Source organism: Haemophilus sp. Marseille-P9675 (genome assembly GCF_916862695.1).
In the GTDB taxonomy this organism is placed as follows: Bacteria; Pseudomonadota; Gammaproteobacteria; order Enterobacterales; family Pasteurellaceae; genus Haemophilus; species Haemophilus haemolyticus_K.
The window spans coordinates 390,675-416,992 of the sequence record NZ_CAKASP010000002.1; the positions used below are offsets into that span (position 1 = coordinate 390,675).

A 26,318-nucleotide genomic window follows, 5' to 3' on the forward strand; every position below is an offset into this window, starting at 1 on the left:
TTACAATGCTAATTTTCGCTTATAAATTAAACTAATTAAAGAAAATAATAGATATTTAGAACCCCGAACTATACGCAACTTACGTCCAATACTTTTTCTAGCAAAGATATTATTCGCATTTTCTAATTTTTTCTCAAAATCGATAAATTCTTTCTTGGCTTGATTAATGTCATCTCTCGCTAAAAAGATATTCGCCTGGGTTGTTACAACACTAGATATTAAATCTTCAAGCAAATTCTTCTGCACTTTAGAGATATTTTGATAAGAATTATAAAAATGAATTAAAGAAAAAAGAACTTTCTCGTGCATTTTTATATTTTTTATATAGCTAGACATACTCACACTTTGTATTGGGGAGCCTAATCTATAACGATAGATAGGCAATTCAAAGTATGAAATAGTTTTAATATAAGGTATAGGAAATACATTATATTCTAGATCTACATAGAAACAGTTCTCATCGATATGAATATTATTCTTCTGCAAGATTTCTGTTTTTATACAAATCGCATGCATCTTAGGCAATTCATTTATCTCAGATAAGAAATCATCATATTGATAAGTTTTTTGATTTAACTTAGGCTTATACGAATAAACTTCTTCAGTATTTTTATCGGTATATACTTTAACAAATGGGGATATTACTTCGTCATCATTACATTTTTCTAAATAGCCGATAAGCTCATTTAGATTTTTAGATTCTATCCAATCATCAGCATCAACGACTTTAAAATATTTGCCTGTCGCAATTTTAATGCCTGCGTTAATAGTAGAACCATGACCACCATTCTCTTTATCAACAATTACGATAGTTTCAGGATAATTTTCCTTTAACTGTTGCGCAACAGCTAATGTATTATCCTTAGACCCATCATTGACAATGATAATTTCTAATTTTTCTGGATTAGAAACTGATAACATTGTTGGAATTGTCTCTAATAGATAATTTTCTGCATTATAGGAGGGGACGGTAATTGTCAAAACTTTATTCATAATTAATAACTCTAAACCTATAATTAATTTAATAATTTAACTCTAATATAGTTATAAAACGTTGGAAAAAAGAGAAAAAGTAGCGATTTTATTTTGTTTTTCAATGAAACCCTACTATTTACAAAGAAATCGTATTTATAACGCCATATTCTCTCTCTAATATCTCTCAAATCAACATACATTCCTGAACGAAGCAAGGTATTTCCAAGTTCCAATAACAGGAAAACACTTCTTACATTAGCCGCTTTCTTTATGCTATTATCATTATATTCTTTATTTAAGAAAGAATGAATATCATTTATTATATCTAAAATATAAAGATATTTTTCATTAAACTTACTGTTAACAATACTACCTTCTCGCTTAAAATATCCATAAATTTTTATTGGTGCAATATAAATATTTTTAGCATTATGAATATGTTTGTAAGTAGTTGCCATATCTTCAAATAATTTATCCTTAGGATATTCATTTTGTAAGAGAAGATCTTTATTTATAAGTTTTCCACAAGCCGAAGAAGAAAAACGTTTAGAGTAAAACATCTCTTCCAAAGCTTGATATTTGCTCATATGCAAAGCATCAGATATATCGCGTTCAGTTATTTCTCTATTTTCAAAAGAATTGTGTTTAGATACTCCTTTTAATGCAGTAGCGATTAAATCCGCATTATATTTTTCTTTAATTCTAACGAGATATTCTACTGCAAATAATTCATAATAGTCATCAGAGTCAATAAACATAATCCAATCTGAAGATGCATGACGCACACCGAAATTCCTTGCGTCTGATAAACCACCATTTTCTTTATGAAAGACTTTTATTCTTGAATCTCTTTCTGCCCATTCATCTGAAATTTTTCCAGACTTATCTGTAGAGCCATCATCAATAAGTAATATTTCTATATTTTTATAAGTTTGCTTAACTAAACTTTCTACACAGAAGGCTAAATATTTTTCTACATTATATACAGGAACGATAATACTTACTAAAATATTACTCATATGATTCCCCGATAAAAACTATTTTTAAATTCTGTGTAGTTCTATCCTTAAAAGAAGGTAACTTCATATAATCTCCATATATTTTTGTAAGATATTTTGAATAATCATCAGGTACAAATATCTCAGTATCTTCAAATCTTAATAATTTTCCCTCCCCAATTATTCTTTTTTCTACAATTTCTCTTTCTCTGTATCTACCTAGAATATTTCCAACTAGAAATGAAGTATCATAAGAATAATTCTTAATTAACTCTTGTAATTTATTTAATTGCTTATCTGAATTTAATAATTTATTAGTATTAAATAATTTACCTAGAAAAACTATTAAATTTTCTAGCGTTCCCCGATCCCTGTCTGAAAGCAAATTAATTACAGATAATTTGCACATCATTCTTCTAAATAAGATCTTATATTTATAAATTATATTATTAATTTTTTTTGATGGGTAACCATCGAAAGGAAAAATATCTAAGTATATTGGAGTTTCAATTTTTCCTTTTTTTACACATGTTTTATTATTAACTAACTGTAATGTATTTAAATTTAATTTGCTTCTATGCAAACCTAAGTTAGCAGGTAATACCTCATGCGCTATTTCTATAAATTTTTCAAAATCAGATCTCGGCATTGCAAGATCAATATCATCATCCCATGGGATAAATCCTTTATGTCTAACTGCTCCTAATAGAGTCCCCCCCACAGCATAATAACGAAGCTTATTCTCTATACAAATGGAATGGAATACTTTTAGCATATCTAACTCAATTTTCTGTATTTTTTTTAAATCATTCATTTTCTTTTTCCAACATATTAAAGAATAAATTTTCAATATTTCCCATTTGTTTCTCAATAGAAAATTTATTAATAACTAAATCATAAGCATTTTTCGATATGTTATATGATAGTTTTTCATTCTCTCTTATTTTTAATGAACTTATTACCGCATCATTTAGATTAAAGTTATTAATTAACAACCCAGTAACATTATTTTGAATTAAATCATTAATTCCACCAATATCTGTAGCTAAAATAGGTTTCCTTGCTAACATATATTCTGCAATAGATAAGCATAGACCTTCCCATTTTGAAAATAAAACCGCTTGATCAAATAATTCAATATAATCTTTAGGGTTATTCACCCACCCTGTAATTAGAAAATGATCCTCCATTCCATATTCAACAATTTTATTTTCAATCTCTTTTTTAAGTTCACCGTCACCAACAATAATGAAAAAGATATCTTTCCTTAATTTATAAAGCTCTTTAGCAAATTCTACAAAAAATAAGGGATTTTTTTGTTCGCAAATACGTCCAACCATCCCTATTACATACATACCACTTAATGAAGCCGACAGTTCCTTGATTTCATTGTGTCTTTCATTAATTTCTATACCATTATAAATGATCTCTAATTTTCTATTATTAAAACAAATATTTTTGGCTAATTCATATTCTGATTTAGAAATCAAAATATATTTGTCAGTAAAGAAAGATAAGAAAAATTCAATAGATTTATAGAATAATTTCTTAATAGATAATATGTCCATTTTGAAAGACCAACTATGAGGATTATAAACAACCTTACAATTACAACCCACAGCAGCTAGCCTTCCTATTACACCTGCAAAAGTACTATGTAAATACACTATATCAGGTTTAATTTCTTTAAAAATTTTTCTGATAAAGAGTACATTTTTTAGCAATTGAATGATAGAAAAGGATTGATTTGTATTAAATTCAAAAGATTTTTTTATCTTATATTCTTTATAATTATCTAAGTTAGGAGCAACAAGATAATTATCAAACTTTTCATTATTTGAATATTTTAGGAATAGTTTAATATACTTTTCTACGCCGCCGCCAGATACTTGGGATAAGTGTAGTATTGATATTTTTTTCATTAAAAATCCAATTAATTTAATTCGGTTCTTACTGCTTTTAACGCTACCGCAATCACTTGGTGCATATCAAAATAGCGATACATCCCCAAACGTCCACCAAAAATGACATTTTTCTGCTCTTCAGCCAATTTTGTATATTGTGCGTATAAGCGATTATTTTCTTCGTTATTTACAGGATAATAAGGCTCATCACCTTTTTGCCATGTTTTTGAATGTTCTTTAGTAATAATTGTTTTAGGCTGTGTACCAAATTCAAAATGTTTATGTTCAATAATACGGGTATAAGGCGTTTCTGAATCGGTATAATTCACTACGGCGTTGCCTTGATAATTTTCCATATCTAGGGTTTCTGTTTCAAAACGTAAACTTCTGTATTCTAATTCCCCTAATTGATAATCAAAAAACTCATCAATCATACCGGTGAAAACAATCTTCGGATAAGCTGCTAAGTAGTCTTCTTTATTTGCAAAAAAATCGACGCTTGTTTCCACATCAATATTTGGATGCGAGAGCATTTTCTCGACTATTTGTGTATAACCACCAATAGGAATACCCTGATAAGTATCGTTAAAGTAATTATTATTGTAAGTTAATCGAACAGGTAAACGCTTAATAATAAAAGCAGGGAGTTCAGAACAAGGCTTACCCCATTGTTTTTCTGTATAGTCTTTAATTAATTTGTTATAGATATCAGTACCCACTAGGGAGATTGCTTGCTCTTCAAGGTTTGAAGGTTCTTTCTCCTTTAATACCTGTCTTTGCTCTTCAATTTTTGCCAGTGCTTCTGCTGGTGTGACGACACCCCATAATTTATTAAAGGTATTCATATTAAAAGGTAAGTTATAAATTTCACCTCTATAATTTGCGATAGGAGTATTCGTATAGCGGTTAAATTCTGCAAATTGATTTACATAATCCCAAATTTCTTTATCGCTCGTATGAAAAATATGAGCCCCATATTCGTGAACTTGGATCCCTTCCACCTCTTTAGTGTAAATATTTCCTGCAATATGACCGCGCTTTTCAATCACTTTTACTTTTTTGCCAGCTAATGCTGCTTCTCTTGCAAAAACAGCTCCGAATAATCCTGCACCAACAACTAAATAATCATAATTTGACATTACAATGCATTCCTTTTTAATTTAATTTTGTTTAAAACAGATGAAAAAATTTGATATACCATTGGTTCTTTTAAAATCAATAAACTTATTAGATAACTACCAAAAAATAAAATTGATGATAATAATAAGTTAATAATTTCATTTGAGTTAAATGGTATTAACAAAGTTACGCCTGTTGAAATAAACAATGCTATTAACATTTTCCAGATGTTTATTTTAGCTAAAATAGGGAAAATGAACTTTCTTAATAAAATAATTTGAACAACAACAACTGCACATTCTGCACATAAATTTGCGATTGCAGCTCCATTAACACCCAGATAAGGAATAGCAAAAATATTGATTATACCGCCAACTATCGCTCCAATAATTGTAGAGAATACAATCTGCTTCTCTCTATCCATCGGAACTAAAATTTGCCATCCCATTAAGTTAGATAATGCAATAAGAAACACTGTTGGCATAATGATTTGCATGGGTTCAACTGAAGCTAAAAATGATTCACCTGATAATAGTAAAATGGCATCTTTAGCATATAACGTAAAATAAATCGTTAATGGTAATGATACAATAAGAATAAAACCTAGTGCATTTTTAACAAGATCTTTAAACTCATCAAAGCGCTTTTGCTCATAATAAAAGGCTAATCTTGGTAACATTACTGCACCTAATGACGTTACAAGAGTTACTAAAATTTGTTTAATTTTTACCGCTGCTGAATAGTAGCCAACATTATCATCACTTGTCATGAAACCAAGCATGATCGAATCAAGATTAACATAAATCGTAATTGATATTGTCAATAAGAAAAATGTGAATGAAGGTTTTATATGTTTTGTTATCTCTAACTGTTTAAATGTGATTTTATATAATGTAATAATCTTTCTTAGATTATAAAAATTTAATATTCCTGCCCCAACTGATGCCAACACAGTTAGCATTGCGTAAGGGAGTATATCGTTACTTTCTTTAACAAAGACAAAAAGTAAAATAAGTGAGGCTATTTTAAAAAAGATTGAACGAATAGTAATATAGGAATACTGTTCTAAAGCTTTGTATAACCATTCAATACCTAATACATTAAATAACATTGAGAATGCTAGGATAATATATAGCTCTTTATCGATATAGAATTTATTAATAAAAATAACAGATAGTAATAATAAGGTTAAGGAAAACGCTAAGAAAATGGTATTTAATATTAATAATTCATAAACTGTTTTTGTTAATTTATAACTGTCATCCCTAATTTTAGCACAGGCTTTAATACCATAAGTAGGAATGCCCATCATTGCAATCATACTAAAATAAGCAATGATAGAAGTTGCAAATCCAACCTTACCTAATCCCGATGCTTGCAAAATACGTGAAACATAAGGAAAGGTAATAAGTGGGAAAATAAAGTTGGATAGAGTCAAAATAAAATTCATAATGAAATTAAATTTGACTGACTTGTATTTAACCATTTACATTCCCACTTTTTCTTTATTTTCTTCTAAATAATTCCGCTAAAATAATAGAGATTGTTGAAATAAACCCACCAATCAATAAACCAATCATTAAGATTAATGCTTTTTTCGGTTTATCTTTTATTACAGGATAATCCGGCGAGCTTAAATAATGATACGCTTTTACTTCTTGAACAGATTCCAACTGCGGTGCTAATTTTGTTAATTTAGCAAGCTGTCTTTCTGTGCTGTAATAGTTGGTTGGGTAAATAACCGGGCTGTTTTTGGCAATATCTAATTGAGCTTGCAGGTATTTTTCACCAAGCATAAATAAATATGTACCGTCTGCTAGTTTAGAATCAGAGATATTTAAACGAGCATCTCCTAACATATATTCTGGTACAGAAATGTTATTATTTCCTCTTGAGAAATTTTTAATTCCTGCTTTTTTTGCAATATCTAACGCATTTGTTAAGTTTTCTACTTGAACCGTTTTAGTTTCGGTTAAACTTTCTTCCATTTGCTCTTTAGCAAATTTTAAAGCATCTAAACGCAAGTTGAAGCCGAGTTTAAATTCTTGATTAGTTTGGTTTAATAAATATTGGTTTATAAATTCAACGTATTGCCCTAATACAAGTTGTGCATCTTTTGGAGTTTCTGCTGAGAAGGTGAGTTTTAAACCAATTTTATCTAATTCAGTTAAATCTTTTTTCTTAGGGTCCACTTCGTGAACAATAAGATATTTTGAAACAGTTTCTTCAATATATTTTCTTTTTTGTTCTTCCGTCATATCTTTGGTGTAGTTTTTAACCCACTCAGATTGCTCTAAGAATTGACGTTTTAAATCGTTAGAAAGTAAGAAATGTTTAAATTGTCCGTAAAGAGAATCAGATAATTTCCCAGCTGAAAAATCACCATCACCAATAATACGAGCATATTCTGCGCGTGTATGTAATAAATGGCCTAAATCAGTTGAACGTGGAGCCACAATAATTGAAGTAGAAGTCCACTGCTCTTTTGCTGTAAATGCGTAAACACCCGCAATAGCTGTCCCCAAAAAAGCCGATAGTAAAATCCAAATCTTTTTACGCCATAATGCTTTTATTAGCTCAATTAAATCTATTTCACTATTGTTTTGATAATTAATATCATTCATATTTATGCCTTATTTTAAATATTTTATTTTTCATGATTTTACAGAACATAACTCTTATTAACAATAAAAGTTATGTAAAGATATTGTAAAGTTATAATAATAAATTCATAAGAAAAATGCGGCTAAAATTAGCCGCACTTTCCATGTTAATTTAATCCTTATTGAAGCTTTAATTAAGCATAATACATCTCAAACTCAACTGGATGTGGTGTCATATTTAAACGTTCTACTTCTTTACGTTTAATATTAATAAATGCTTCGATAAAGTCTTTAGTAAACACCCCACCTTGCGTTAAGAATTCATGGTCTTTTTCTAATGAATTCAACGCTTCTTCTAATGAGCTTGCGACTGCTGGAATATCTTTTAATTCTTCCGGTGGAAGATCATAAAGATTTTTATCCATTGCATCACCTGGGTGAATTTTGTTCACTACGCCATCAAGGCCCGCCATTAATAATGCAGCGAAAGCAAGATATGGGTTTGCCATCGGATCTGGGAAACGCGCTTCAATGCGGATTGCTTTCGGGTTGGTTACTGCTGGGATACGAATTGAAGCAGAACGGTTACTTGCAGAGTAAGCCAACAATACTGGCGCTTCAAAACCTGGTACTAAACGTTTATATGAGTTCGTACTTGGGTTAGTGAATGCATTTAATGCTTTTGCATGCTTAATGATACCACCGATGTAATAAAGCGCGGTTTCAGAAAGACCTGCATATTTATCACCTTGGAAAATGTTTTTGCCATCTTTGCTTAATGACATATTACAGTGCATGCCTGAACCATTATCACCTGTGATTGGTTTCGGCATAAAACAAGCGGTTTTGCCGTGTTCTAATGCAACGTTTTGCACCACATATTTATAGATTTGTGTTTCATCCGCTTTTAAGGTTAAGCTGTTGAATTTCGTTGCAATTTCGTTTTGACCTGCTGTTGCCACTTCATGGTGATGAGCTTCGATGACTAAGCCCATTTCTTCTAAAATTAAACACATTTCAGAACGAATATCATGAGCCGTATCAATTGGAGCCACCGCACAATAACCACCTTTCTTCAATGGACGATAAGCATTGTTACCGCCTTCATATTTTTTATTGGTATTCCAAGCGGCTTCAATGTCATCAATGGCGAAAGAAGCACGGTTCATTGATACATCAAAACGTACATCATCAAATAAGAAGAACTCTGGCTCTGGACCAAAGAATGCCTGATCTGCAACGCCTGTTGAACGCATATAGTTTTCTGCTCGAATAGCGATTGAACGCGGATCACGATCATAGCTTTGCATGGTTGTTGGTTCATAAACGCTACAACGAATTGAAAGTGTTGGGATCTGCGCAAATGGATCGACTACTGCAGTTTCAGCAATTGGCATTAAAAGCATATCGGCTTTGTTAATGGTTTTCCAACCTTCAACAGAAGAGCCATCGAACATTTTACCATCTTCAAACATATCTTCATCGACAAGGCTAACCGGGATGGAAACGCCGTGTTCTTTACCTTTAATGTCAGTGAAGCGAAGTAACACGAACTTAATATCGTTCTCTTCGATCAGTTTGAATACGTTGGCAATTGCATTTGCATTTGCATTTGGCATAAGGAGTCCTCTATTTTGCTATATAATCTTTATAAAAATTAAAAGAGCATTATAACGCAACCACTTGCTTTTTTCATGGGATTTATTTTATCACCCAGCATAGCAGATCAACGAAATATCGTGTATAATTTTTGCCCTTTCAACATTCTTGTAGGGTGAGTTCTACTCACCAATTTAAACTACTTGGACTATTCGGTGGTGTTAAAATTCCACCTTATAAAACTTAAACTTTAAGAAAGTAATAAATGAAAAACGACATTGATATTAACAAATTGCGCAATATCGCAATTATCGCTCACGTTGACCATGGTAAAACCACCCTCGTTGACAAACTTCTTCAACAATCTGGTACATTTGAATCCACTCGTGGTGATGTTGATGAACGCGTAATGGACTCAAACGATCTTGAAAAAGAACGTGGTATTACCATTCTTGCAAAAAATACCGCAATTAACTGGAATGGTTATCGTATTAACATCGTAGACACCCCAGGACACGCAGACTTCGGTGGTGAAGTAGAACGTGTGCTTTCTATGGTGGACTCTGTACTTTTAGTGGTAGATGCGTTTGACGGTCCAATGCCACAAACGCGTTTCGTAACCCAAAAAGCCTTTGCTCACGGTTTAAAACCAATCGTAGTTATCAACAAAGTTGACCGCCCAGGCGCACGTCCTGATTGGGTGGTGGATCAAGTGTTCGATTTATTCGTTAACCTTGGCGCAACGGATGAGCAATTAGACTTCCCTATTATCTATGCTTCTGCATTAAATGGTGTAGCAGGTCTTGAACACGAAGAATTAGCGGAAGATATGACGCCGTTATTTGAAGCGATCGTTCAACACGTAGAACCGCCAAAAGTGAAACTTGATGCCCCATTCCAAATGCAAATCTCCCAACTAGACTATAACAGCTACGTGGGTGTTATCGGTATCGGTCGTATCAAACGTGGTGCTATCAAACCAAATCAACCTGTGACTATCATTGATGGCGAAGGTAAAACTCGTCAAGGCCGTGTAGGTCAAGTATTAGGTCACCTCGGTTTACAACGTTATGAAGAAGATGTTGCTTACGCAGGAGACATCATTGCCATTACCGGTTTAGGTGAATTAAATATCTCGGATACTATTTGTGATATCAACGCGGTTGAAGCCTTACCTTCATTAACTGTTGATGAACCAACCGTAACCATGTTCTTCTGTGTAAACACTTCTCCGTTTGCAGGTCAAGAAGGTAAATATGTGACTTCTCGTCAAATTCTTGAACGTTTAAACAAAGAATTAGTTCACAACGTGGCATTACGTGTAGAAGAAACACCAAACCCAGATGAATTCCGTGTTTCTGGCCGTGGTGAATTACACCTTTCTGTATTAATTGAAAATATGCGTCGTGAAGGTTATGAGCTTGCAGTTTCTCGTCCTAAAGTAATCTATCGTCAAATCGACGGCAGAAAACAAGAGCCTTACGAACAAGTGACTATCGACGTGGAAGAACAACACCAAGGTTCTGTCATGGAAGCATTAGGTATCCGTAAAGGTGAAGTTCGCGATATGATGCCAGATGGCAAAGGTCGTGTTCGTTTAGAATACATCATCCCAAGCCGTGGCTTAATCGGTTTCCGTGGTGAATTTATGACCATGACTTCAGGTACCGGTTTACTTTACTCTAGTTTTGATCACTACGATGACATCAAACCAGGTGAAATCGGCCAACGTAAAAACGGTGTATTAATTTCTAACGCAACAGGTAAAGCACTTGCTTATGCACTGTTTGGTTTACAAGAACGTGGTAAATTAATGATCGAAGCCAACGTAGAAGTTTACGAGGGTCAAATTATCGGTATTCATAGCCGTACAAACGACTTAACTGTTAACTGTTTACAAGGTAAAAAACTCACCAATATGCGTGCATCAGGTAAAGATGATGCCATCGTATTAACCACACCCGTGAAATTTACACTTGAACAAGCCATTGAGTTTATTGATGACGACGAATTAGTAGAAGTAACACCTGAATCGATCCGTATCCGTAAAAAACTCTTAACGGAAAACGATCGTAAACGTGCAAACCGTACTACAACCAGCACGAGTACTCACTAACAAAAATGGGATCATTGCGATCCCATTTTTATTTTCCTAAATCCATCATAAAGTTTTATGAAAATTATATATAAGGTGTAAATTCGTTATTTTCACCTCGTAGTAAAGACATCAATTTAGGATGAATAAATAATTTATCTCTTCCCAAAGATATCTCACTCAAAACACCTATATCACAAAGCTCTTTTAAGTATTTAGAAGCATATAGCTGATGAACTGCTAGAACCGCCATTTTATTAAGGTTTATAGATAAACTCTATACCTTCATCATCTTCTTCGGTCCAATCATCATCCCAATCTTCGTCATCATCAAATTGATGCTCCGCTAGTTGTTCCTGATGATAATCTTCCCATTTGAATTTTACTTCTTCAGGCGCAACTTGCTGTGTTTCAGCTTCGCGTGGATTCGCTATGATAAAGTCCATAATATCACGACAAAGTGGTGGAACATTTTTCCCTGTTGCAGCTGAAATCAGGTAATAATCTTCTTCCCAACCCAATTGTTCAGTAATTTCTCGAGCCCGCTCTTCAGCTTCTTCATCGCTCATCGTATCAATTTTATTGAATACTAACCAACGTGGCTTTTCTGATAATTTTTCACTGTATTGGAAAAGTTCAGATTCAATAATAGCGACATTATCTGCCGGATTAGAGCCATCAATTGGCGCAATATCGACTAAATGAATAAGCACTCGACAACGTTCTAGATGTTTTAAAAAGCGAATTCCTAGCCCTGCACCATCTGCTGCGCCCTCAATTAATCCTGGAATATCGGCGACTACGAAACTGTGTGAGTCATCCACTTTCACAACACCGAGACTTGGCACTAAGGTGGTAAATGGATAGTCTGCAACTTTTGGTTTGGCGGCTGAAACGGCACGAATAAAAGTGGATTTACCGGCATTAGGTAAACCGAGCATTCCCACATCAGCAAGTAGCATTAATTCCAATAATAAATCTCGTTTTTCGCCCGGTGTTCCCATTGTTTTTTGACGCGGTGCACGGTTTACCGATGATTTGAAACGGGTATTCCCTAAACCGTGATAACCACCTTTGGCTACCAACATTTTTTGACCGTGTTGGGTTAAATCTCCCAAGGTTTCTTGAGTGTCGTTATCAATAGCGCGAGTTCCTACGGGAACAGGTAAAATAATATCTTTACCGCGACGCCCTGTACAATCTGAACTTCGTCCATTCTCTCCACGCTCTGCGGCAAAGCGTTTATTAAAGCGATAATCGATTAAGGTATTAAGGTTTTCATCCGCTTGTAAATATACATCGCCACCATCACCACCGTCGCCACCATCAGGGCCGCCTTTAGGAATAAATTTCTCTCGACGGAAACTTACGCAACCGTTGCCACCATCCCCAGCCTCAATTCGAATAAGGGATTCATCAATAAATTTCATTAAAACTTCTCCAAAATAAACCGCACTTTAATGAATTTTATGCGGTAATAATTTATGTCCAATCGCGGATAAAATTGCCCCGCATACTACAACAAATGCGCCAATATAGCTAATATTATTCAATTCTGGTGCGGCAAAATCTGATGGGCTAAAATAATGCGCAATATGAGAAAATAAGATCGTGAAAAGCGGCACAAGTGTGATAACAACACTGACTTTTGATACATCCCAACGATTAAGTGCTTCCGCATAAGAGCCGTATCCAATTAAGGTATTTAAACAGCAGTAAATAAAACAAATTAGAGCTAAAGGTGTGAGTTCTTGTACTTGCGAGAATTCAGCCATCGGCATAAAGGCTATGGCACAACCTAAATACATCATTAGCAAGATTTGTTGTGAATTAAACTTACGCAACATTAATTTTTGCGCCATTCCATAAGCGACCCAAATAAGGGATCCTGCTACGCTTAAGATGACACCTGTTGAATACTGATTTAGTCCGGCAAATACATCAAAACGATCATTAAAGAATAAGCCTAAACCAATTAACAATAAGAAAAGCCCGATCTTTTGGTGCAGCCCCAATTTTTCTTTGAAGATCAGTACACCACAGATGAGCATTCCAAAAGAGGATAAATGAATAAAAATTTGTGCAACTGAAGGTTCAATATAATTCAGCGAACTACTAAATAATAGAAAATTACCAGTAAGACCAATTACCCCAATAATAGCAAGCCAAGCATATTGGCCGACTTTCATTAGTTCAGGTAATTTCTTTTTATAAGCAAGTAGGGCTAATAATGAGATCGCCGCTACAATAAAACGATACCATACGATAGTTTGCGCATTCATTACAGATAAAGCTTGTTTGAGAGCGATAGGTAAGGATCCCCAAGCCATAGCGGTAATAAGCGCGAAAGTAAAGCCTAATAAAGGTTGTTGTTTCATTGCTTGCTCGCTTATGTGAAATTAAAAAAGACAAAACGCCCCACAAAATTGTAGGGCGTTTCAATCGAATAGATTTTAAATTATTCAGTAACAATACTTACGTATTTACGGCTTTTCTCACCTTTTACTTCAAATTTAACTTTGCCATCTGCAGTTGCGAATAAGGTGTGGTCTTTACCCATACCTACGTTACTACCCGCGTGGAACTTAGTACCACGTTGACGAACAATGATGCTACCTGCTAATACAGATTCGCCACCGAAACGTTTAACACCAAGGCGTTTAGCTTCAGAATCGCGACCGTTACGAGTTGAACCACCAGCTTTTTTAGTTGCCATCTACTTGATCTCCTCTGAAATTATGCTTGAATCCCAGTGATTTTCACTTCTGTGAACCACTGACGATGACCTTGTTGTTTACGGCTGTGTTTGCGACGACGGAATTTAACGATTTTAACTTTCTCGCCACGACCTTGTGCAACTACTTCAGCCACTACTTTTGCGCCAGCAACTACTGGTGCACCGATTTTAACATCTTCACCATTAACGACCATCAACACAGAATCGAACTCAACTGTTGCGCCAGTTGCAAGTTCAAGTTTTTCTAAACGAACAACTTGACCTTCGCTCACACGGTGTTGTTTACCGCCACTTTGGAAAACTGCGTACATAAATACTCCGCTTAATTGTGTTTCCCTGCTCTTTAGCAGTCCACACTTAAAAATTCATATAAATAGGTCGCAAATTCTACGGAAAAATCCTACCTATGGCAAGAATTTATTTACAATAAAATAAAAAAATTCCCTTCATTTGCGGATTGATTTCAGAAAGTCTGAAAATTCGGGTAAAATGCACCGCACTTTTGACTAATAATTGATGAAAAAATGAAGAAACAAGATCTTATGAGCATAGACGAGATCCAGAAACTTGCAGCTCCCGATATGAAAAAAGTTAATCAAAATATTCTTGCTCAGCTTAATTCAGATGTTCCATTAATAGGACAGTTAGGTTTTTATATTGTTCAAGGTGGTGGTAAGCGGATCCGTCCATTGATCGCCGTTCTTACAGCTCGATCTTTAGGTTTCGATGGTGCTAAGGCGATTACTTGTGCTACTTTTGTTGAATTTATTCATACTGCCTCTTTATTACATGATGATGTGGTGGATGAGTCCGATATGCGTCGTGGGCGCGCTACGGCGAATTCAGAATTTGGGAATGCTGCAAGTGTACTGGTAGGTGACTTTATTTATACGCGTGCATTTCAATTAGTTGCACAATTAGAGTCATTGAAGATTTTGGGAATTATGGCCGATGCGACTAACGTTTTAGCGGAAGGTGAAGTTCAGCAGTTAATGAATGTTAATGATCCTGAAACGAGCGAAGCTAATTATATGCGTGTAATTTATAGCAAAACTGCGCGTTTGTTTGAAGTGGCTGGTCAGGCTGCTGCAATTGTCGCAGGGGGAACAGAAGCTCAAGAAAAGGCTTTACAAGACTATGGGCGTTATCTTGGCACTGCATTTCAACTTGTGGATGATGTATTGGATTATAGTGCAAATGCGCAAGCGCTAGGTAAAAATGTAGGCGATGATTTAGCTGAAGGCAAACCGACTCTTCCTCTGCTACACGCTATGCGTCATGGTAATGCTCAACAGGCGGCTTTAATTCGTGAAGCGATTGAGCAAGGCGGTAAACGTGAAGCTATTGATGAAGTATTAGCGATTATGGCTGAGCATAAGTCTTTAGATTACGCGATGAATCGTGCAAAAGAAGAAGCTCAAAAAGCTGTAGATGCAATTGCAATGTTGCCAGACAGTGATTATAAGAAGGCGTTAATTTCTTTAGCGTATTTGTCAGTTGATAGAAATTATTAGTCCTTAATTTAGTTTATATACTTGATACCAATTAATTTTAATTAAACTTTATGAATACAGAACTTCAATCTAAACCTGAGCAAAGTGCGGTTAATTTTCAAGGTAAAACTCGTAAACAAAAGGTACGCAAAGATCCTAACGCACCTTTTATTCGTGAAAAACTTGAGTTGCCAGATGGACATAATAAACTCCTTTTACATTCATGCTGTGCGCCTTGCTCTGGTGAGGTGATGGAAGCAATCCTTGCATCTGGCATTGAATTTACGATTTATTTTTACAATCCAAACATTCATCCACTCAAAGAATATTTAATTCGTAAAGAAGAAAATATTCGTTTTGCCCAAAAATTTGGCATTCCATTTATTGATGCAGATTACGATCGTCAAAATTGGTTTGATCGTGCCAAAGGAATGGAATGGGAGCCTGAGAGGGGAATTCGTTGTACTATGTGTTTTGATATGCGTTTTGAAAAAGCTGCTGAATATGCTCATGAACATGGTTTCCCTGTATTTACTAGTTGCCTGGGTATTTCTCGCTGGAAGGATATGAATCAAATCAATGGCTGTGGGCATCGCGCTGCGGAAAAATATGATGATGTTATTTATTGGGATTATAACTGGCGAAAAGAAGGTGGCTCGCAACGCATGATTGAAATTAGTAAGCGTGAGCGGTTTTATCAACAGGAATATTGCGGTTGTGTGTATTCTTTACGTGATAGTAATAAATGGCGAGAAGAGACCGGGCGTCAAAAAATTGAAATTGGTAAACTTTATTATACGCCAGATTAAGCTCTCTCTTTAATAAGGCTGATATTTTCAGCCTTATTTTCTTTTAAAATTAAGATTGATAGACGTTTAAAAAGACCAATTACATCAATTTATAGCATTCTTCATAAAAATTAGGCAAAATACAGAAAATTTTTGAGTTCAAAAAAGGATCAAACTATGACTAAACATTATGATTACATCGCTATTGGCGGTGGCAGTGGCGGTATTGCTTCTCTAAATCGTGCTGCAAGCTATGGAAAAAAATGCGCAATCATTGAAGCCAAACATCTTGGCGGCACTTGTGTGAATGTAGGTTGCGTACCTAAAAAAGTAATGTTTTATGGTGCACATATTGCAGAAGCAATTAACAATTATGCGCCAGATTATGGTTTTGATGTTGAAGTGAAAAAATTTGATTTTTCAAAACTGATTGAAAGTCGCCAAGCCTATATTGGTCGTATTCATACATCTTATAACAATGTATTAGCGAAAAATAACATTGATGTAATTAACGGTTTCGGAAAATTTATCGATGCGCATACTATTGAAGTAACACTTACTGATGGTACAAAAGAGCAAGTAACCGCAGATCATATTTTAATCGCAACAGGTGGCCGCCCATATCGTCCAAACATTAAAGGACAAGAATACGGCATTGATTCAGATGGTTTCTTCGCATTAACCGAATTACCAAAACGCGCTGCGGTTATCGGTGCTGGCTATATTGCCGTTGAACTTTCTGGTGTATTAAACAGCCTAGGCGTGGATACGCATTTACTAGTGCGTCGCCATGCGCCAATGCGTAATCAAGATCCATTAATCGTAGAAACATTAGTGGAAGTGCTTGCGCAAGATGGAATTCAATTACATAGCAATTCCACGCCATCTGAAATTGTTAAAAATGCAGATAGCTCTCTTACAGTAAAATGTGATGGTCAATCTGATGTTACTGTGGACTGTGTTATTTGGGCTGCAGGTCGTGTTCCAGCGACAGATAAAATTGGCTTAGAAAATGCTGGCGTAGAAACTAATGAACGCGGTTATGTCAAAGTAGATAAATATCAAAATACCAATGTGAAAGGCATTTATGCGGTAGGCGATATTATCGAAAACGGCATTGAATTAACACCGGTTGCAGTTGCAGCGGGTCGTCGCCTTTCTGAGCGTTTATTCAATAATAAACCGACTGAACATTTAGATTACAATTTGGTTCCAACCGTTGTATTCAGCCATCCACCAATCGGCACTGTAGGTTTAACTGAACCTCAAGCTATTGAACAATATGGTGCTGAAAATGTTAAAGTATATAAATCCTCTTTCACAGCAATGTACACTGCGGTCACTCAACATCGCCAACCGTGCAAAATGAAATTGGTTTGTGTGGGTAAAGATGAAAAAGTTGTGGGTTTACATGGTATTGGTTTCGGTGTAGATGAAATGATTCAAGGATTTGCCGTAGCAATCAAAATGGGCGCAACAAAAGCTGATTTTGATAACACAGTGGCTATTCACCCAACGGGTTCAGAAGAATTCGTGACCATGCGTTAATCTTCAAAGCAAAGAAAAAAGAGCGGTAAAATACCGCTCTTTTCTGTTTCTAAGTTTGCTTAAGTATGTTTAGCTACGTTTAACCAATTTCGTCCAGTTATAATAACCGTACAACGAGTTAAGTAAGTAGGCTGAGTACATTAAGTACATGGCTGGTGTTTCTGCCCATAAGAAAATAGAAAGGATATTTAAAGCAATCCATAACAACCACTGTTCACGATAACGCAAAATCATTAAAATCTGTGCAGCAACCGTAATAATGGTAGTTAGACCATCTAAACCTGTTGAACTACCGCCAGCCGCTTGTAATGCTTGAACAAAAAGCAAAGTCCCAACCGTAGTCACAACAATTAATGTCATCCATCCTTTAACAGTTAAAGCTTTGGCAATCACACTTTCTCCACCATCACTATTTTGCATATTAGCTTTCCACATGAAGTAACCAATAAATTGAGATGGCAAATATACATAGAGTACGGTATTCATTTCGCCTAAGAAATTTGATCCCCAAGCAACATAAAAATAAGTGTAAGCAAAAATTAATCCAAAGAAATAATTACTAATTTTACCTTTACTTACTAATACCACACACAAAATACCGGAAATACCAGAAATCATTGCTAACCAAGAATCTGGCGCTTGTACATAAGCCCAAATCTGCGCAATGATGAAAAGCGCAAGCCATATTACTTCAAAAGGCTTCCAGTCAGTAATAAACTCTTGCTTAAGACGTTCAATTAAAGTCATTTTTACTCCTTTTAGGTTTTCAGGTCGGTATTTTTACACAATTATTTTTTTTATGTAAAACATTCTATCAGATTATTCTAAACGTTATTTGTACACCAAATTTTATCCAATAAAAACGAGTAGTCACTCTCTTTTCAAAGTAATAAGAAAGTTAAATACAGTAATCTAAGTCTAAAGGCATTTTAGCTTGCATTAAGAATTGTCGAGTGCGTTCTTGTTTTGGGCAAGTAAAGAATTTATCTGATGTATTTTGTTCTACAATATGCCCATCCGCCATCAAAATCACACGATCTGCAACATCTTTCGCAAACTGCATTTCATGAGTAACAATAATCATAGTCCATCCTTCCTGTGCAAGCATTTTAAGGGTTTGCAATACCTCGCCTACTAATTCAGGATCCAACGCAGATGTAGGTTCATCTAATAAAATTAAATCTGGTTGTACCGCCAAGGCACGAGCAATACCAACTCGTTGTTGCTGCCCACCAGAAAGTTGTGATGGAAATAAATCTGCTTTAGCTCTTAACCCAACCTTCTCTAACAACATTAATGCTTTTTTTCGAGCCTGCTCTTTCGGTTGTTTTTGAACCACCAGCATCCCTTCCATTACATTCTCAAGTGCTGTACGATGAGGAAATAAATTATATTGTTGAAATACCATTGATGAACGACGGCGTAAACTTAATTCATCCGATTTCGTAATTTTTCGACTAAAATCAATTTTCAAATCACCATCAGTAAAAACTAACTTACCTTGCTCTGGGCGCTCTAACAAATTTAGGCAACGCAAAAATGTCGTTTTTCCTGAGCCTGAGGGACCTAAAATAGCGACAACTTCACCTTTATTTATCTCAAAATCAATGCCTTTTAATACATGATTGCCATTAAAGTTTTTTTGAATATTGGTTACTTTTAACATAAACATTCCTTATAAATGGCGAGATAAGCGAATTTCAAGACGATCTTGTAAGAAAGATAAAACAAAACAGAAAATCCAATAAATCAAAGCTGCCTCACTATAAATTAAAATAAATTCATAGTTTGCTGCCGTAATATTCTGTGCGACACGGAATAATTCTGTCACTAAAACAAGAGAAGCTAGTGAAGTGTCTTTAACTGTACTAATAAAAGTATTAGAAAGCGAAGGTACTGAAATACGTAAAGCCTGTGGCATAATTGTACGAATAAATGCTTGTCGATAATTCATACCTATCGCATAAGAGGCTTCCCACTGCCCTTTAGGTATAGCAATAATTGAAGCTCGAACTGTCTCTGCTGCATAAGCACCAATATTAATAGAAAATGCAATAATCGCTGTTGGGAAGGGCTCTAAAGTAATACCGACTTCAGGTAATCCATAAAAAATAATAAAAATTTGTACTAACATCGGTGTACCTCGGATTATAGAGATATACACTCGACATAAAACCTGTAACAATTTTACGAGTAAATTAGGACTAGGCAAAGTACGAATAACTGCAACAATCACTGCAATAAGCAAACCGCAGAAGAAGGAAATGACTGCCAATGGCAATGTGTATAAAATTGCTGCTTCCAACATAGGCCAAAACGAGCTGATTACATAATCAGCTCGTTCTGCACTCATAAATGGAAGACTCGCCAACCAATTATTGAGTAATATCATCACCAAACCATTCAATTGAAATCTGTTTTAACGTACCATCTTCGCGAAGTGCTTCAAGTGCTTGATTAAATTTTGTAATCAATGCATCTTCACCTTGTAAAAAAGCAAAGGCAGTCGGAATTTTATCCCCACGATCATAAGCAATTTTTAAACCAGCATTTGGGTGTTGTTTAAAATAATCTAATACAGCCAATTTATCATTAATTGTTGCTTCTGCACGGCCTTGTTTAATAAGCTCTAAGCTCTGTGCTAAACCATCCACTACAAGAATCTGCGCGCCTGCAGCTTTTGCATCTTTACCCCAGTTACTTGTTGCAGATTGCGCAGACTTACGACCTTTCAAATCTTCAAATGATTTAATACTGTTATCCGATGATTTTGTTACAATCACCCCACCAGAATAATTATAAGGCGTTGTGAAACTGTATTTTTTTAAACGCTCTGGGCTTGGGTTAGTTTGGTTTGCAATCACATCAAAACGTTTTGCATTTAACCCCGCATACATTGCATCCCATTGTGTTTCTTTAAATTCTACTTTCAAACCGAGCTTTTCAGCCACTTTACGAATAACCTCTACATCAAAGCCTGTTAATTTTCCACTTTTATCATGGAAAGTAAATGGCGCATAAGTCCCTTCTGTCCCTACGAGCAATGTCTTTGTTTTCTCAACGCGTTCTGAAATTTCACCTGCGTTTGAAAGTGTGGAAAATGTTAAACCCGCAGCCAAAAGTGCGGTTGTAAAAAATAGTTTTTTCATAATTGTATTCCTTATATAGTGTTTGAATTAGCTTGATTATAAAAGTCTAACTAATGGAAAAACAAGACGATTATGTAATGAGTTAGACTTTTTAGTTATAAGAAGAACATTAAAAGTGCAGCAAAATTTTACCGCACTTTACCTGTAATATAACCTATCCCTCAATGCCCTCAAATAATGCGGTACTTAAATAACGTTCTGATGCAGAAGGTAAAATAGCCACAACTAATTTATCTTTAAATTCTGGTAATTTAGCAATGCGATCTGCAGCAGCGACAGCAGCTCCAGATGAAATACCTGCAAGAATGCCTTCTTCTGACATTAAGCGACGAGCTGTGGCAAGTGCGGTATCACTATCAACAGTTTCTACACGATCAATAAGAGATAAATCTAAATTTTTTGGAATAAAACCAGCACCGATTCCTTGAATTTTATGTGGACCTGGTTTTGCTTCTTCGCCCGCTAAAGTTTGAGTAATGACGGGAGATTCCACTGGCTCAACCGCAACAGAAGTGATTTGTTTACCAAAATCTAATTTAATCGCGCGAGAAATACCCGTAATCGTTCCGCCTGTTCCTACTCCAGCAACAATAACATCGACTTTACCATCCGTATCTTTCCAAATTTCAGGGCCTGTTGTTTCTCGATGAATTTGTGGGTTGGCTGGATTTTCAAATTGTTTAAGCATGACATAGCGGCTTGGATCAGAAGCAACAATTTCTTCTGCTTTCGCAATCGCGCCTTTCATTCCTTTTGCGCCTTCGGTAAGCACTAAATTCACACCCAATCCACGCAATAAACGTTTTCTTTCTAGGCTCATTGTTTCCGGCATGGTGAGCGTGATTTTATAACCTCTAGCGGCTGCAACATAGGCCAAAGCGATACCTGTGTTACCGCTCGTTGCATCTACAATTTCTTTCCCTTTTGTGAGCGTGCCATCTTTTTCTGCTTGCCACACCATATTCGCTCCAATGCGGCATTTTACGCTGTAGCTTGGGTTACGCCCCTCAATTTTCACCACCACATTGCCATTGTGACCAAAGTGTTTTAAACGCACAAGTGGCGTATTTCCGATAGAATAAGAATTGTCTGCATAAATTGTCATAATATTTCCCTTTCGTTGGACTTCGTTAATGTTGGTTTATTTATAGCACCGCACTTTTGATTAAAAAAATAGTTATTTGATCTATTTTATAACCGCAAGCTATTTAACAATCCCTGTATTTTCTGAATGAACATCAAGCCCTGTTTGAGCGGAGGAAGGTCTATTCATATTAAAGCGTAAGCCATTACGATAATTTTCCACCCACATTACGGTCGCACCACATACTGCAACAGGCATAATTAATAAATTAATTACAGGCACAAACGTGCAACAAGTTACTAATCCACCAAAAGTTAAACTTTGAGTTCGTTGATTGCCAAGCGCATTTTTCATGATATCAAAAGAAACTTTGTGATTATCAAAAGGATAATCACAATATTGAATTGCCATCATCCAACAAGTGAACAAGAAAGTAAGTACAGGCACGATGGTTTGCCCAACCAAAGGAATAAAACTCAGTAAAAACAAGGCGATAATTTTTGGTAGGCTATAACGTAATTTTTGCCATTCTCGAGCAAGCATACGAGGCACATCTCTCATTACATCCACAAGACTATCATCATTAATATTTTCACCTGTCAGCATTTTTTCTACTTTTTCCGCTAACAAGCCATTAAATGGGGCTGCGATAAAGCCGGAAAGTGTGGTGAAGGTAAAATAAAAGAGCAATAAAATTGTTAAAATGGACAGGGTTAACAAAATTACACTGAGAAAACTCAGCCAGTCTGGAATAAAATTCATCACCCAATCAATAGCACTCGTGATTTGGCTAATAAAAAGCCAAAACAAACCACAGAGCAAAACGGTATTGAGCAAAATTGGAATAATAACAAACCGACGCAAGCCTTTTTGTGTGATGTAATGCCAGCCCATTACAAAATAATGGAAGCCAGATTTTAATTCATTAGGATTCAACATTTTTCTTTCCTTTCAATAAAAATACGCCTAAAACAGACCGCTCTTTTCCCTTAAAATTCCACGCATTGAAGTATTTTTTCACCTACTGAAATATGGTAGGATTAGCGCCATTAATAGTATTCTCGCTGGACTAGCACGCGTAAGGAATAAAGATGGATTTAAATACAATTTTGATTATTGTGGGCATTTTGGCACTTGTTGCCTTAATCGTGCACGGATTATGGTCAAATCGTCGTGAGAAATCAAAATATTTTGATAAAGCCAATAAATTTGACCGCACTTCTCATGTGCAAAGATCCCATACGCAAGAAGAAACGATACCAACAAATGCTAATTTGTCTCATGCAACTACAGCGCAAGCAAATGCACCAATTCGTCATCAAGTCATACCTAATGCTGCAGTAACTCAAGAACCTGTTGATTATAGACAAAGCGAAAAAAGCGTCGATGACATTAAGATTTCGATTCCAAATGTTCAACCTGTTTATGATATGGGAAATCATCGTTCTGAGCCGTTAAAGCCGACTCAACCACAATATGATATGCCGACATCAAATAGCGTTGCGAATATGACATTAGAACAAATTGAAGAACAAAGCCAAAATGCTGGTTTCGATGGAATTAATTCATCATCACCAGAATTAAGAGCGCAACTTGCGGAATTAGCTCACGAAGAACGTCAAGTGGACTACAACGTATCTTTTAATGAACCAAAAGCAGAAACAACAGCTAAACCGAAACAAAAAACTGGCTATATTCAACTTTATCTTATTCCCAAATCTAGCGACCAATTCAATGGTGCGAAATTAGTACAAGCACTTGAAAACCTAGGGTTTATCTTGGGTGTGGATGAAATGTATCACCGCCACTTAGATTTAAGTGTGGCAAGTCCAGTTCTCTTTAGTGTGGCAAATTTAGAACAGCCAGGAACATTTGATGCTTACAACTTAGTAGATTTTAGCACGATGGGAATTGTATTCTTTATACAACTGCCATCACCTGGTAATAATCTCGCTAATTTACGAATGATGATCCGCGCTGCGCATACATTAGCCGAAGATTTACAAGCCATCGTGCTTACTGAAGAACAAGAAATCTTTGATGAAAATGCAGAGCAAACATATCTTGCTCGCGTGTAAATTCATACCTTAAATTTACCGCACTTTTATCTTTATTGAGACAGGCTTTATGCCTGTCTATTTTCACTCTAAACAAACAAAAAGTGCGGTCATTTTTCCCCGAGAATTTTATGACAAATATTCAAACTCAAATAGACAATCTACGCAAAACCTTGCGCCAATATGAATACGAATATCACGTTCTAGATAATCCAACCGTGCCTGATAGCGAATATGATCGTCTCTTTCATCAGCTAAAAGCGTTAGAACTAGAACATCCTGAATTTCTTACTTCAGACTCCCCAACTCAACGTGTTGGCGCAAAACCACTTTCTGGGTTTAGCCAAATTCGTCATGAAATTCCCATGCTCTCTTTGGATAATGCTTTTTCCGATGAAGAATTCAATGCCTTTGTAAAACGCATTGAAGATCGTTTAATCGTATTACCTAAACCGCTTACCTTCTGTTGCGAACCTAAACTTGATGGTTTGGCAGTGAGTATTTTGTATGTAAATGGCGTGCTCACCCAAGCAGCCACTCGTGGTGATGGCACTACAGGCGAAGATATTACAGCCAATATCCGTACTATTCGTAATATTCCATTACAACTTCTAACGGACAATCCTCCAGCACGTTTAGAAGTGCGAGGCGAAGTTTTTATGCCACACGCGGGATTTGAGCGTTTAAATGAATATGCACTAGAACATGGTGAAAAAACTTTTGCTAACCCTCGTAATGCGGCAGCAGGATCTTTGCGTCAACTTGATCCTAATATTACAAGTAAACGCCCATTGGTATTAAATGCTTATGGTATTGGGATTGCTGAAGGCGTTGAACTGCCAAATACTCATTATGCTCGTTTGCAATGGCTAAAATCCATCGGTATTCCAGTGAATCCAGAAATTCGTTTATGTAATGGCACAAATGAAGTTTTAGATTTTTACCGAGATATTCAAAATAAACGAAGCTCGCTAGGTTATGACATTGATGGGACAGTCTTAAAAATCAATGATATAGCCTTACAAAATGAGCTAGGATTTATTTCTAAAGCACCTCGTTGGGCAATTGCTTATAAATTCCCAGCCCAAGAAGAATTAACTGTGCTGAATGATGTTGAATTCCAAGTTGGCCGAACGGGTGCAATCACACCAGTTGCTAAATTGGAACCGGTCTTTGTTGCAGGCGTTACAGTAAGCAATGCCACCTTACACAATGGTGATGAAATTGAACGCTTAAATATTGCTATTGGCGATACTGTTGTCATTCGTCGAGCAGGCGATGTAATTCCACAAATCATCGGTGTATTACATGAACGCCGCCCTGATAATGCTAAACCAATCATTTTCCCAACAAACTGTCCTGTGTGCGACTCTCAAATTATTCGTATTGAAGGCGAAGCGGTGGCTCGCTGTACGGGGGGATTATTCTGTGCGGCACAACGCAAAGAGGCTTTAAAACATTTCGTCTCTCGTAAAGCAATGGATATTGATGGTATAGGCGGAAAATTAATAGAACAATTAGTCGATAGAGAACTGATTCATACACCTGCGGACTTATTTAAACTTGATTTAACTACGCTCACACGCTTAGAAAGAATGGGCGCAAAATCTGCAGAAAACGCTCTCAATAGTCTTGAAAAAGCCAAAAGCACGACCCTTGCTCGCTTTATTTTTGCTTTAGGCATACGTGAAGTAGGTGAAGCCACTGCATTGAATCTTGCTAATCACTTCAAAACTTTAGATGCGCTTAAAGCCGCTGATCTTGAGCAACTTCAACAAGTACCTGATGTAGGTGAAGTTGTAGCAAACAGGATTTTTGTATTCTGGCGTGAAGAGCACAATGTTTCCGTTGTTGAGGATTTAATCGCACAAGGCGTACATTGGGAAACCGTGGAAGTAAAAGAAGCCAGTGAAAACTTCTTCAAAGATAAAACCGTCGTCCTCACTGGCACCCTCACTCAAATGGGTCGCAACGAAGCAAAATCATTACTACAACAGCTAGGCGCCAAAGTAAGCGGTTCTGTTTCCAGTAAAACGGACTTTGTCATCGCAGGTGACGCAGCTGGCTCTAAGCTCGCAAAAGCACAAGAACTAAATATTAGAGTATTAACAGAAGACGAATTTTTAGAGCAGGTTAATGTTTTAAATTAGTAAAATTAAAATCGTATAA

General features: G+C 35.8%; 25 protein-coding genes. 6 read left to right on the forward strand and 19 right to left on the reverse strand.

The annotated features are described in order from the left end of the window. The 8 genes from LIX50_RS05515 to glnA form a co-directional block, all read right to left on the reverse strand. On the reverse strand, positions 1-993 hold the full coding sequence (locus LIX50_RS05515) for a glycosyltransferase family 2 protein (RefSeq protein WP_048952745.1): 993 nt from the start codon (positions 991-993) through the stop codon (positions 1-3). Between the two features lie 23 nt (positions 994-1,016). Further along, entirely contained in the window at positions 1,017-1,994 is a 978-nt protein-coding gene (locus tag LIX50_RS05520; protein WP_048952744.1) for a glycosyltransferase family 2 protein, read from the reverse strand. After that, complete coding sequence (locus LIX50_RS05525) at positions 1,987-2,787, reverse strand: LicD family protein (RefSeq protein ID WP_048952743.1); 801 nt, start codon at positions 2,785-2,787, stop codon at positions 1,987-1,989. Before LIX50_RS05525 ends, LIX50_RS05520 begins: the two co-directional genes overlap by 8 nt. Next, complete coding sequence (locus LIX50_RS05530; RefSeq protein WP_065422541.1) at positions 2,780-3,895, reverse strand: glycosyltransferase family 4 protein; 1,116 nt, start codon at positions 3,893-3,895, stop codon at positions 2,780-2,782. The genes LIX50_RS05525 and LIX50_RS05530 overlap by 8 nt, the downstream gene beginning before the upstream one ends. 11 nt (positions 3,896-3,906) lie before the next feature. Beyond that, positions 3,907-5,016, reverse strand: a complete 1,110-nt coding sequence (glf, locus tag LIX50_RS05535) for a UDP-galactopyranose mutase (protein WP_048952742.1) — start codon at positions 5,014-5,016, stop codon at positions 3,907-3,909. Further along, entirely contained in the window at positions 5,016-6,482 is a 1,467-nt protein-coding gene (locus LIX50_RS05540) for a flippase (protein WP_048952741.1), read from the reverse strand. Before LIX50_RS05540 ends, glf begins: the two co-directional genes overlap by 1 nt. A 19-nt stretch (positions 6,483-6,501) precedes the next feature. Beyond that, positions 6,502-7,620, reverse strand: a complete 1,119-nt coding sequence (locus LIX50_RS05545; protein ID WP_080351515.1) for an LPS O-antigen chain length determinant protein WzzB — start codon at positions 7,618-7,620, stop codon at positions 6,502-6,504. Between the two features lie 173 nt (positions 7,621-7,793). Beyond that, positions 7,794-9,218, reverse strand: a complete 1,425-nt coding sequence (gene glnA, locus LIX50_RS05550; RefSeq protein ID WP_048952740.1) for a glutamate--ammonia ligase — start codon at positions 9,216-9,218, stop codon at positions 7,794-7,796. Between the two features lie 245 nt (positions 9,219-9,463). Here glnA and typA point away from each other — a divergent pair, with 245 nt between their 5' ends. Further along, positions 9,464-11,314, forward strand: coding sequence for a translational GTPase TypA (typA, locus tag LIX50_RS05555; RefSeq protein ID WP_048952739.1), 1,851 nt, complete (start codon positions 9,464-9,466; stop codon positions 11,312-11,314). A 64-nt stretch (positions 11,315-11,378) separates the two neighbouring features. On the opposite strand, the gene LIX50_RS05560 is transcribed toward typA, so the two are convergent. The 5 genes from LIX50_RS05560 to rplU all read right to left on the reverse strand — a co-directional run bounded on the left by LIX50_RS05560 (position 11,379) and on the right by rplU (position 14,341). Further along, positions 11,379-11,546, reverse strand: a complete 168-nt coding sequence (locus tag LIX50_RS05560; RefSeq protein WP_226385906.1) for a hypothetical protein — start codon at positions 11,544-11,546, stop codon at positions 11,379-11,381. 4 nt (positions 11,547-11,550) lie between these two features. After that, positions 11,551-12,723, reverse strand: coding sequence for an Obg family GTPase CgtA (gene cgtA / locus LIX50_RS05565; protein WP_048952738.1), 1,173 nt, complete (start codon positions 12,721-12,723; stop codon positions 11,551-11,553). 27 nt (positions 12,724-12,750) lie between these two features. After that, complete coding sequence (locus LIX50_RS05570) at positions 12,751-13,671, reverse strand: DMT family transporter (protein ID WP_048952737.1); 921 nt, start codon at positions 13,669-13,671, stop codon at positions 12,751-12,753. 80 nt (positions 13,672-13,751) lie between these two features. Further along, positions 13,752-14,009, reverse strand: a complete 258-nt coding sequence (gene rpmA, locus LIX50_RS05575; protein WP_005626413.1) for a 50S ribosomal protein L27 — start codon at positions 14,007-14,009, stop codon at positions 13,752-13,754. 20 nt (positions 14,010-14,029) lie between these two features. Next, the gene (gene rplU, locus LIX50_RS05580; protein ID WP_005626416.1) at positions 14,030-14,341 is read right to left on the reverse strand and encodes a 50S ribosomal protein L21; all 312 of its coding nucleotides are present in this window, start codon (positions 14,339-14,341) and stop codon (positions 14,030-14,032) included. A 213-nt stretch (positions 14,342-14,554) separates the two neighbouring features. Here rplU and ispB point away from each other — a divergent pair, with 213 nt between their 5' ends. The 3 genes from ispB (at position 14,555) to gorA (ending at position 17,859) form a co-directional block, all read left to right on the forward strand. Beyond that, on the forward strand, positions 14,555-15,544 hold the full coding sequence (ispB, locus tag LIX50_RS05585; protein ID WP_048952736.1) for an octaprenyl diphosphate synthase: 990 nt from the start codon (positions 14,555-14,557) through the stop codon (positions 15,542-15,544). A gap of 50 nt (positions 15,545-15,594) precedes the next feature. Then, complete coding sequence (locus LIX50_RS05590; RefSeq protein ID WP_048952735.1) at positions 15,595-16,332, forward strand: epoxyqueuosine reductase QueH; 738 nt, start codon at positions 15,595-15,597, stop codon at positions 16,330-16,332. A 156-nt stretch (positions 16,333-16,488) separates the two neighbouring features. Next, positions 16,489-17,859 carry a glutathione-disulfide reductase gene (gene gorA / locus LIX50_RS05595; protein WP_048952734.1) on the forward strand — a complete coding sequence of 457 codons (1,371 nt, stop codon included), beginning with the start codon at positions 16,489-16,491 and terminating at the stop codon, positions 17,857-17,859. Positions 17,860-17,928: 69 nt separating this feature from the next. On the opposite strand, the gene pnuC is transcribed toward gorA, so the two are convergent. The 6 genes from pnuC to cysZ form a co-directional block, all read right to left on the reverse strand. Further along, the gene (pnuC, locus tag LIX50_RS05600) at positions 17,929-18,606 is read right to left on the reverse strand and encodes a nicotinamide riboside transporter PnuC (protein WP_048952733.1); all 678 of its coding nucleotides are present in this window, start codon (positions 18,604-18,606) and stop codon (positions 17,929-17,931) included. Positions 18,607-18,757: 151 nt separating this feature from the next. Further along, a complete protein-coding gene (locus LIX50_RS05605; RefSeq protein ID WP_048952732.1) occupies positions 18,758-19,525 on the reverse strand; it encodes an amino acid ABC transporter ATP-binding protein in 768 nt (255 codons plus the stop codon). Positions 19,526-19,534: 9 nt separating this feature from the next. Beyond that, positions 19,535-20,251: an amino acid ABC transporter permease gene (locus tag LIX50_RS05610; RefSeq protein ID WP_048952731.1), complete on the reverse strand. Its 717-nt coding sequence runs from the start codon at positions 20,249-20,251 to the stop codon at positions 19,535-19,537. Further along, on the reverse strand, positions 20,235-21,008 hold the full coding sequence (locus tag LIX50_RS05615; RefSeq protein WP_048952730.1) for an amino acid ABC transporter substrate-binding protein: 774 nt from the start codon (positions 21,006-21,008) through the stop codon (positions 20,235-20,237). Before LIX50_RS05615 ends, LIX50_RS05610 begins: the two co-directional genes overlap by 17 nt. A 154-nt stretch (positions 21,009-21,162) precedes the next feature. Next, on the reverse strand, positions 21,163-22,113 hold the full coding sequence (cysK, locus tag LIX50_RS05620) for a cysteine synthase A (protein WP_048952729.1): 951 nt from the start codon (positions 22,111-22,113) through the stop codon (positions 21,163-21,165). A 99-nt stretch (positions 22,114-22,212) separates the two neighbouring features. After that, a complete protein-coding gene (gene cysZ, locus LIX50_RS05625) occupies positions 22,213-23,031 on the reverse strand; it encodes a sulfate transporter CysZ (protein WP_048952728.1) in 819 nt (272 codons plus the stop codon). A gap of 152 nt (positions 23,032-23,183) precedes the next feature. On the opposite strand from cysZ, the gene zipA reads away from it, so the two are divergent. Beyond that, a complete protein-coding gene (gene zipA / locus LIX50_RS05630) occupies positions 23,184-24,170 on the forward strand; it encodes a cell division protein ZipA (protein WP_048952727.1) in 987 nt (328 codons plus the stop codon). A gap of 110 nt (positions 24,171-24,280) precedes the next feature. Beyond that, entirely contained in the window at positions 24,281-26,299 is a 2,019-nt protein-coding gene (ligA, locus tag LIX50_RS05635; RefSeq protein WP_048952726.1) for an NAD-dependent DNA ligase LigA, read from the forward strand. Positions 26,300-26,318: the final 19 nt, after the last annotated feature.

What these genes read in the sequence shown, in the direction of transcription:
- LIX50_RS05515 (WP_048952745.1), bottom strand. Translation starts at nt 993, where the DNA reads ATGAATAAAGTTTTGACAATTACCGTCCCCTCCTATAATGCAGAAAAT.
- LIX50_RS05520 (WP_048952744.1), bottom strand. Translation starts at nt 1,994, where the DNA reads ATGAGTAATATTTTAGTAAGTATTATCGTTCCTGTATATAATGTAGAA.
- LIX50_RS05525 (WP_048952743.1), bottom strand. Translation starts at nt 2,787, where the DNA reads ATGAATGATTTAAAAAAAATACAGAAAATTGAGTTAGATATGCTAAAA.
- LIX50_RS05530 (WP_065422541.1), bottom strand. Translation starts at nt 3,895, where the DNA reads ATGAAAAAAATATCAATACTACACTTATCCCAAGTATCTGGCGGCGGC.
- glf (WP_048952742.1), bottom strand. Translation starts at nt 5,016, where the DNA reads ATGTCAAATTATGATTATTTAGTTGTTGGTGCAGGATTATTCGGAGCT.
- LIX50_RS05540 (WP_048952741.1), bottom strand. Translation starts at nt 6,482, where the DNA reads ATGGTTAAATACAAGTCAGTCAAATTTAATTTCATTATGAATTTTATT.
- LIX50_RS05545 (WP_080351515.1), bottom strand. Translation starts at nt 7,620, where the DNA reads ATGAATGATATTAATTATCAAAACAATAGTGAAATAGATTTAATTGAG.
- glnA (WP_048952740.1), bottom strand. Translation starts at nt 9,218, where the DNA reads ATGCCAAATGCAAATGCAAATGCAATTGCCAACGTATTCAAACTGATC.
- typA (WP_048952739.1), top strand. Translation starts at nt 9,464, where the DNA reads ATGAAAAACGACATTGATATTAACAAATTGCGCAATATCGCAATTATC.
- LIX50_RS05560 (WP_226385906.1), bottom strand. Translation starts at nt 11,546, where the DNA reads ATGGCGGTTCTAGCAGTTCATCAGCTATATGCTTCTAAATACTTAAAA.
- cgtA (WP_048952738.1), bottom strand. Translation starts at nt 12,723, where the DNA reads ATGAAATTTATTGATGAATCCCTTATTCGAATTGAGGCTGGGGATGGT.
- LIX50_RS05570 (WP_048952737.1), bottom strand. Translation starts at nt 13,671, where the DNA reads ATGAAACAACAACCTTTATTAGGCTTTACTTTCGCGCTTATTACCGCT.
- rpmA (WP_005626413.1), bottom strand. Translation starts at nt 14,009, where the DNA reads ATGGCAACTAAAAAAGCTGGTGGTTCAACTCGTAACGGTCGCGATTCT.
- rplU (WP_005626416.1), bottom strand. Translation starts at nt 14,341, where the DNA reads ATGTACGCAGTTTTCCAAAGTGGCGGTAAACAACACCGTGTGAGCGAA.
- ispB (WP_048952736.1), top strand. Translation starts at nt 14,555, where the DNA reads ATGAAGAAACAAGATCTTATGAGCATAGACGAGATCCAGAAACTTGCA.
- LIX50_RS05590 (WP_048952735.1), top strand. Translation starts at nt 15,595, where the DNA reads ATGAATACAGAACTTCAATCTAAACCTGAGCAAAGTGCGGTTAATTTT.
- gorA (WP_048952734.1), top strand. Translation starts at nt 16,489, where the DNA reads ATGACTAAACATTATGATTACATCGCTATTGGCGGTGGCAGTGGCGGT.
- pnuC (WP_048952733.1), bottom strand. Translation starts at nt 18,606, where the DNA reads ATGACTTTAATTGAACGTCTTAAGCAAGAGTTTATTACTGACTGGAAG.
- LIX50_RS05605 (WP_048952732.1), bottom strand. Translation starts at nt 19,525, where the DNA reads ATGTTAAAAGTAACCAATATTCAAAAAAACTTTAATGGCAATCATGTA.
- LIX50_RS05610 (WP_048952731.1), bottom strand. Translation starts at nt 20,251, where the DNA reads ATGATATTACTCAATAATTGGTTGGCGAGTCTTCCATTTATGAGTGCA.
- LIX50_RS05615 (WP_048952730.1), bottom strand. Translation starts at nt 21,008, where the DNA reads ATGAAAAAACTATTTTTTACAACCGCACTTTTGGCTGCGGGTTTAACA.
- cysK (WP_048952729.1), bottom strand. Translation starts at nt 22,113, where the DNA reads ATGACAATTTATGCAGACAATTCTTATTCTATCGGAAATACGCCACTT.
- cysZ (WP_048952728.1), bottom strand. Translation starts at nt 23,031, where the DNA reads ATGTTGAATCCTAATGAATTAAAATCTGGCTTCCATTATTTTGTAATG.
- zipA (WP_048952727.1), top strand. Translation starts at nt 23,184, where the DNA reads ATGGATTTAAATACAATTTTGATTATTGTGGGCATTTTGGCACTTGTT.
- ligA (WP_048952726.1), top strand. Translation starts at nt 24,281, where the DNA reads ATGACAAATATTCAAACTCAAATAGACAATCTACGCAAAACCTTGCGC.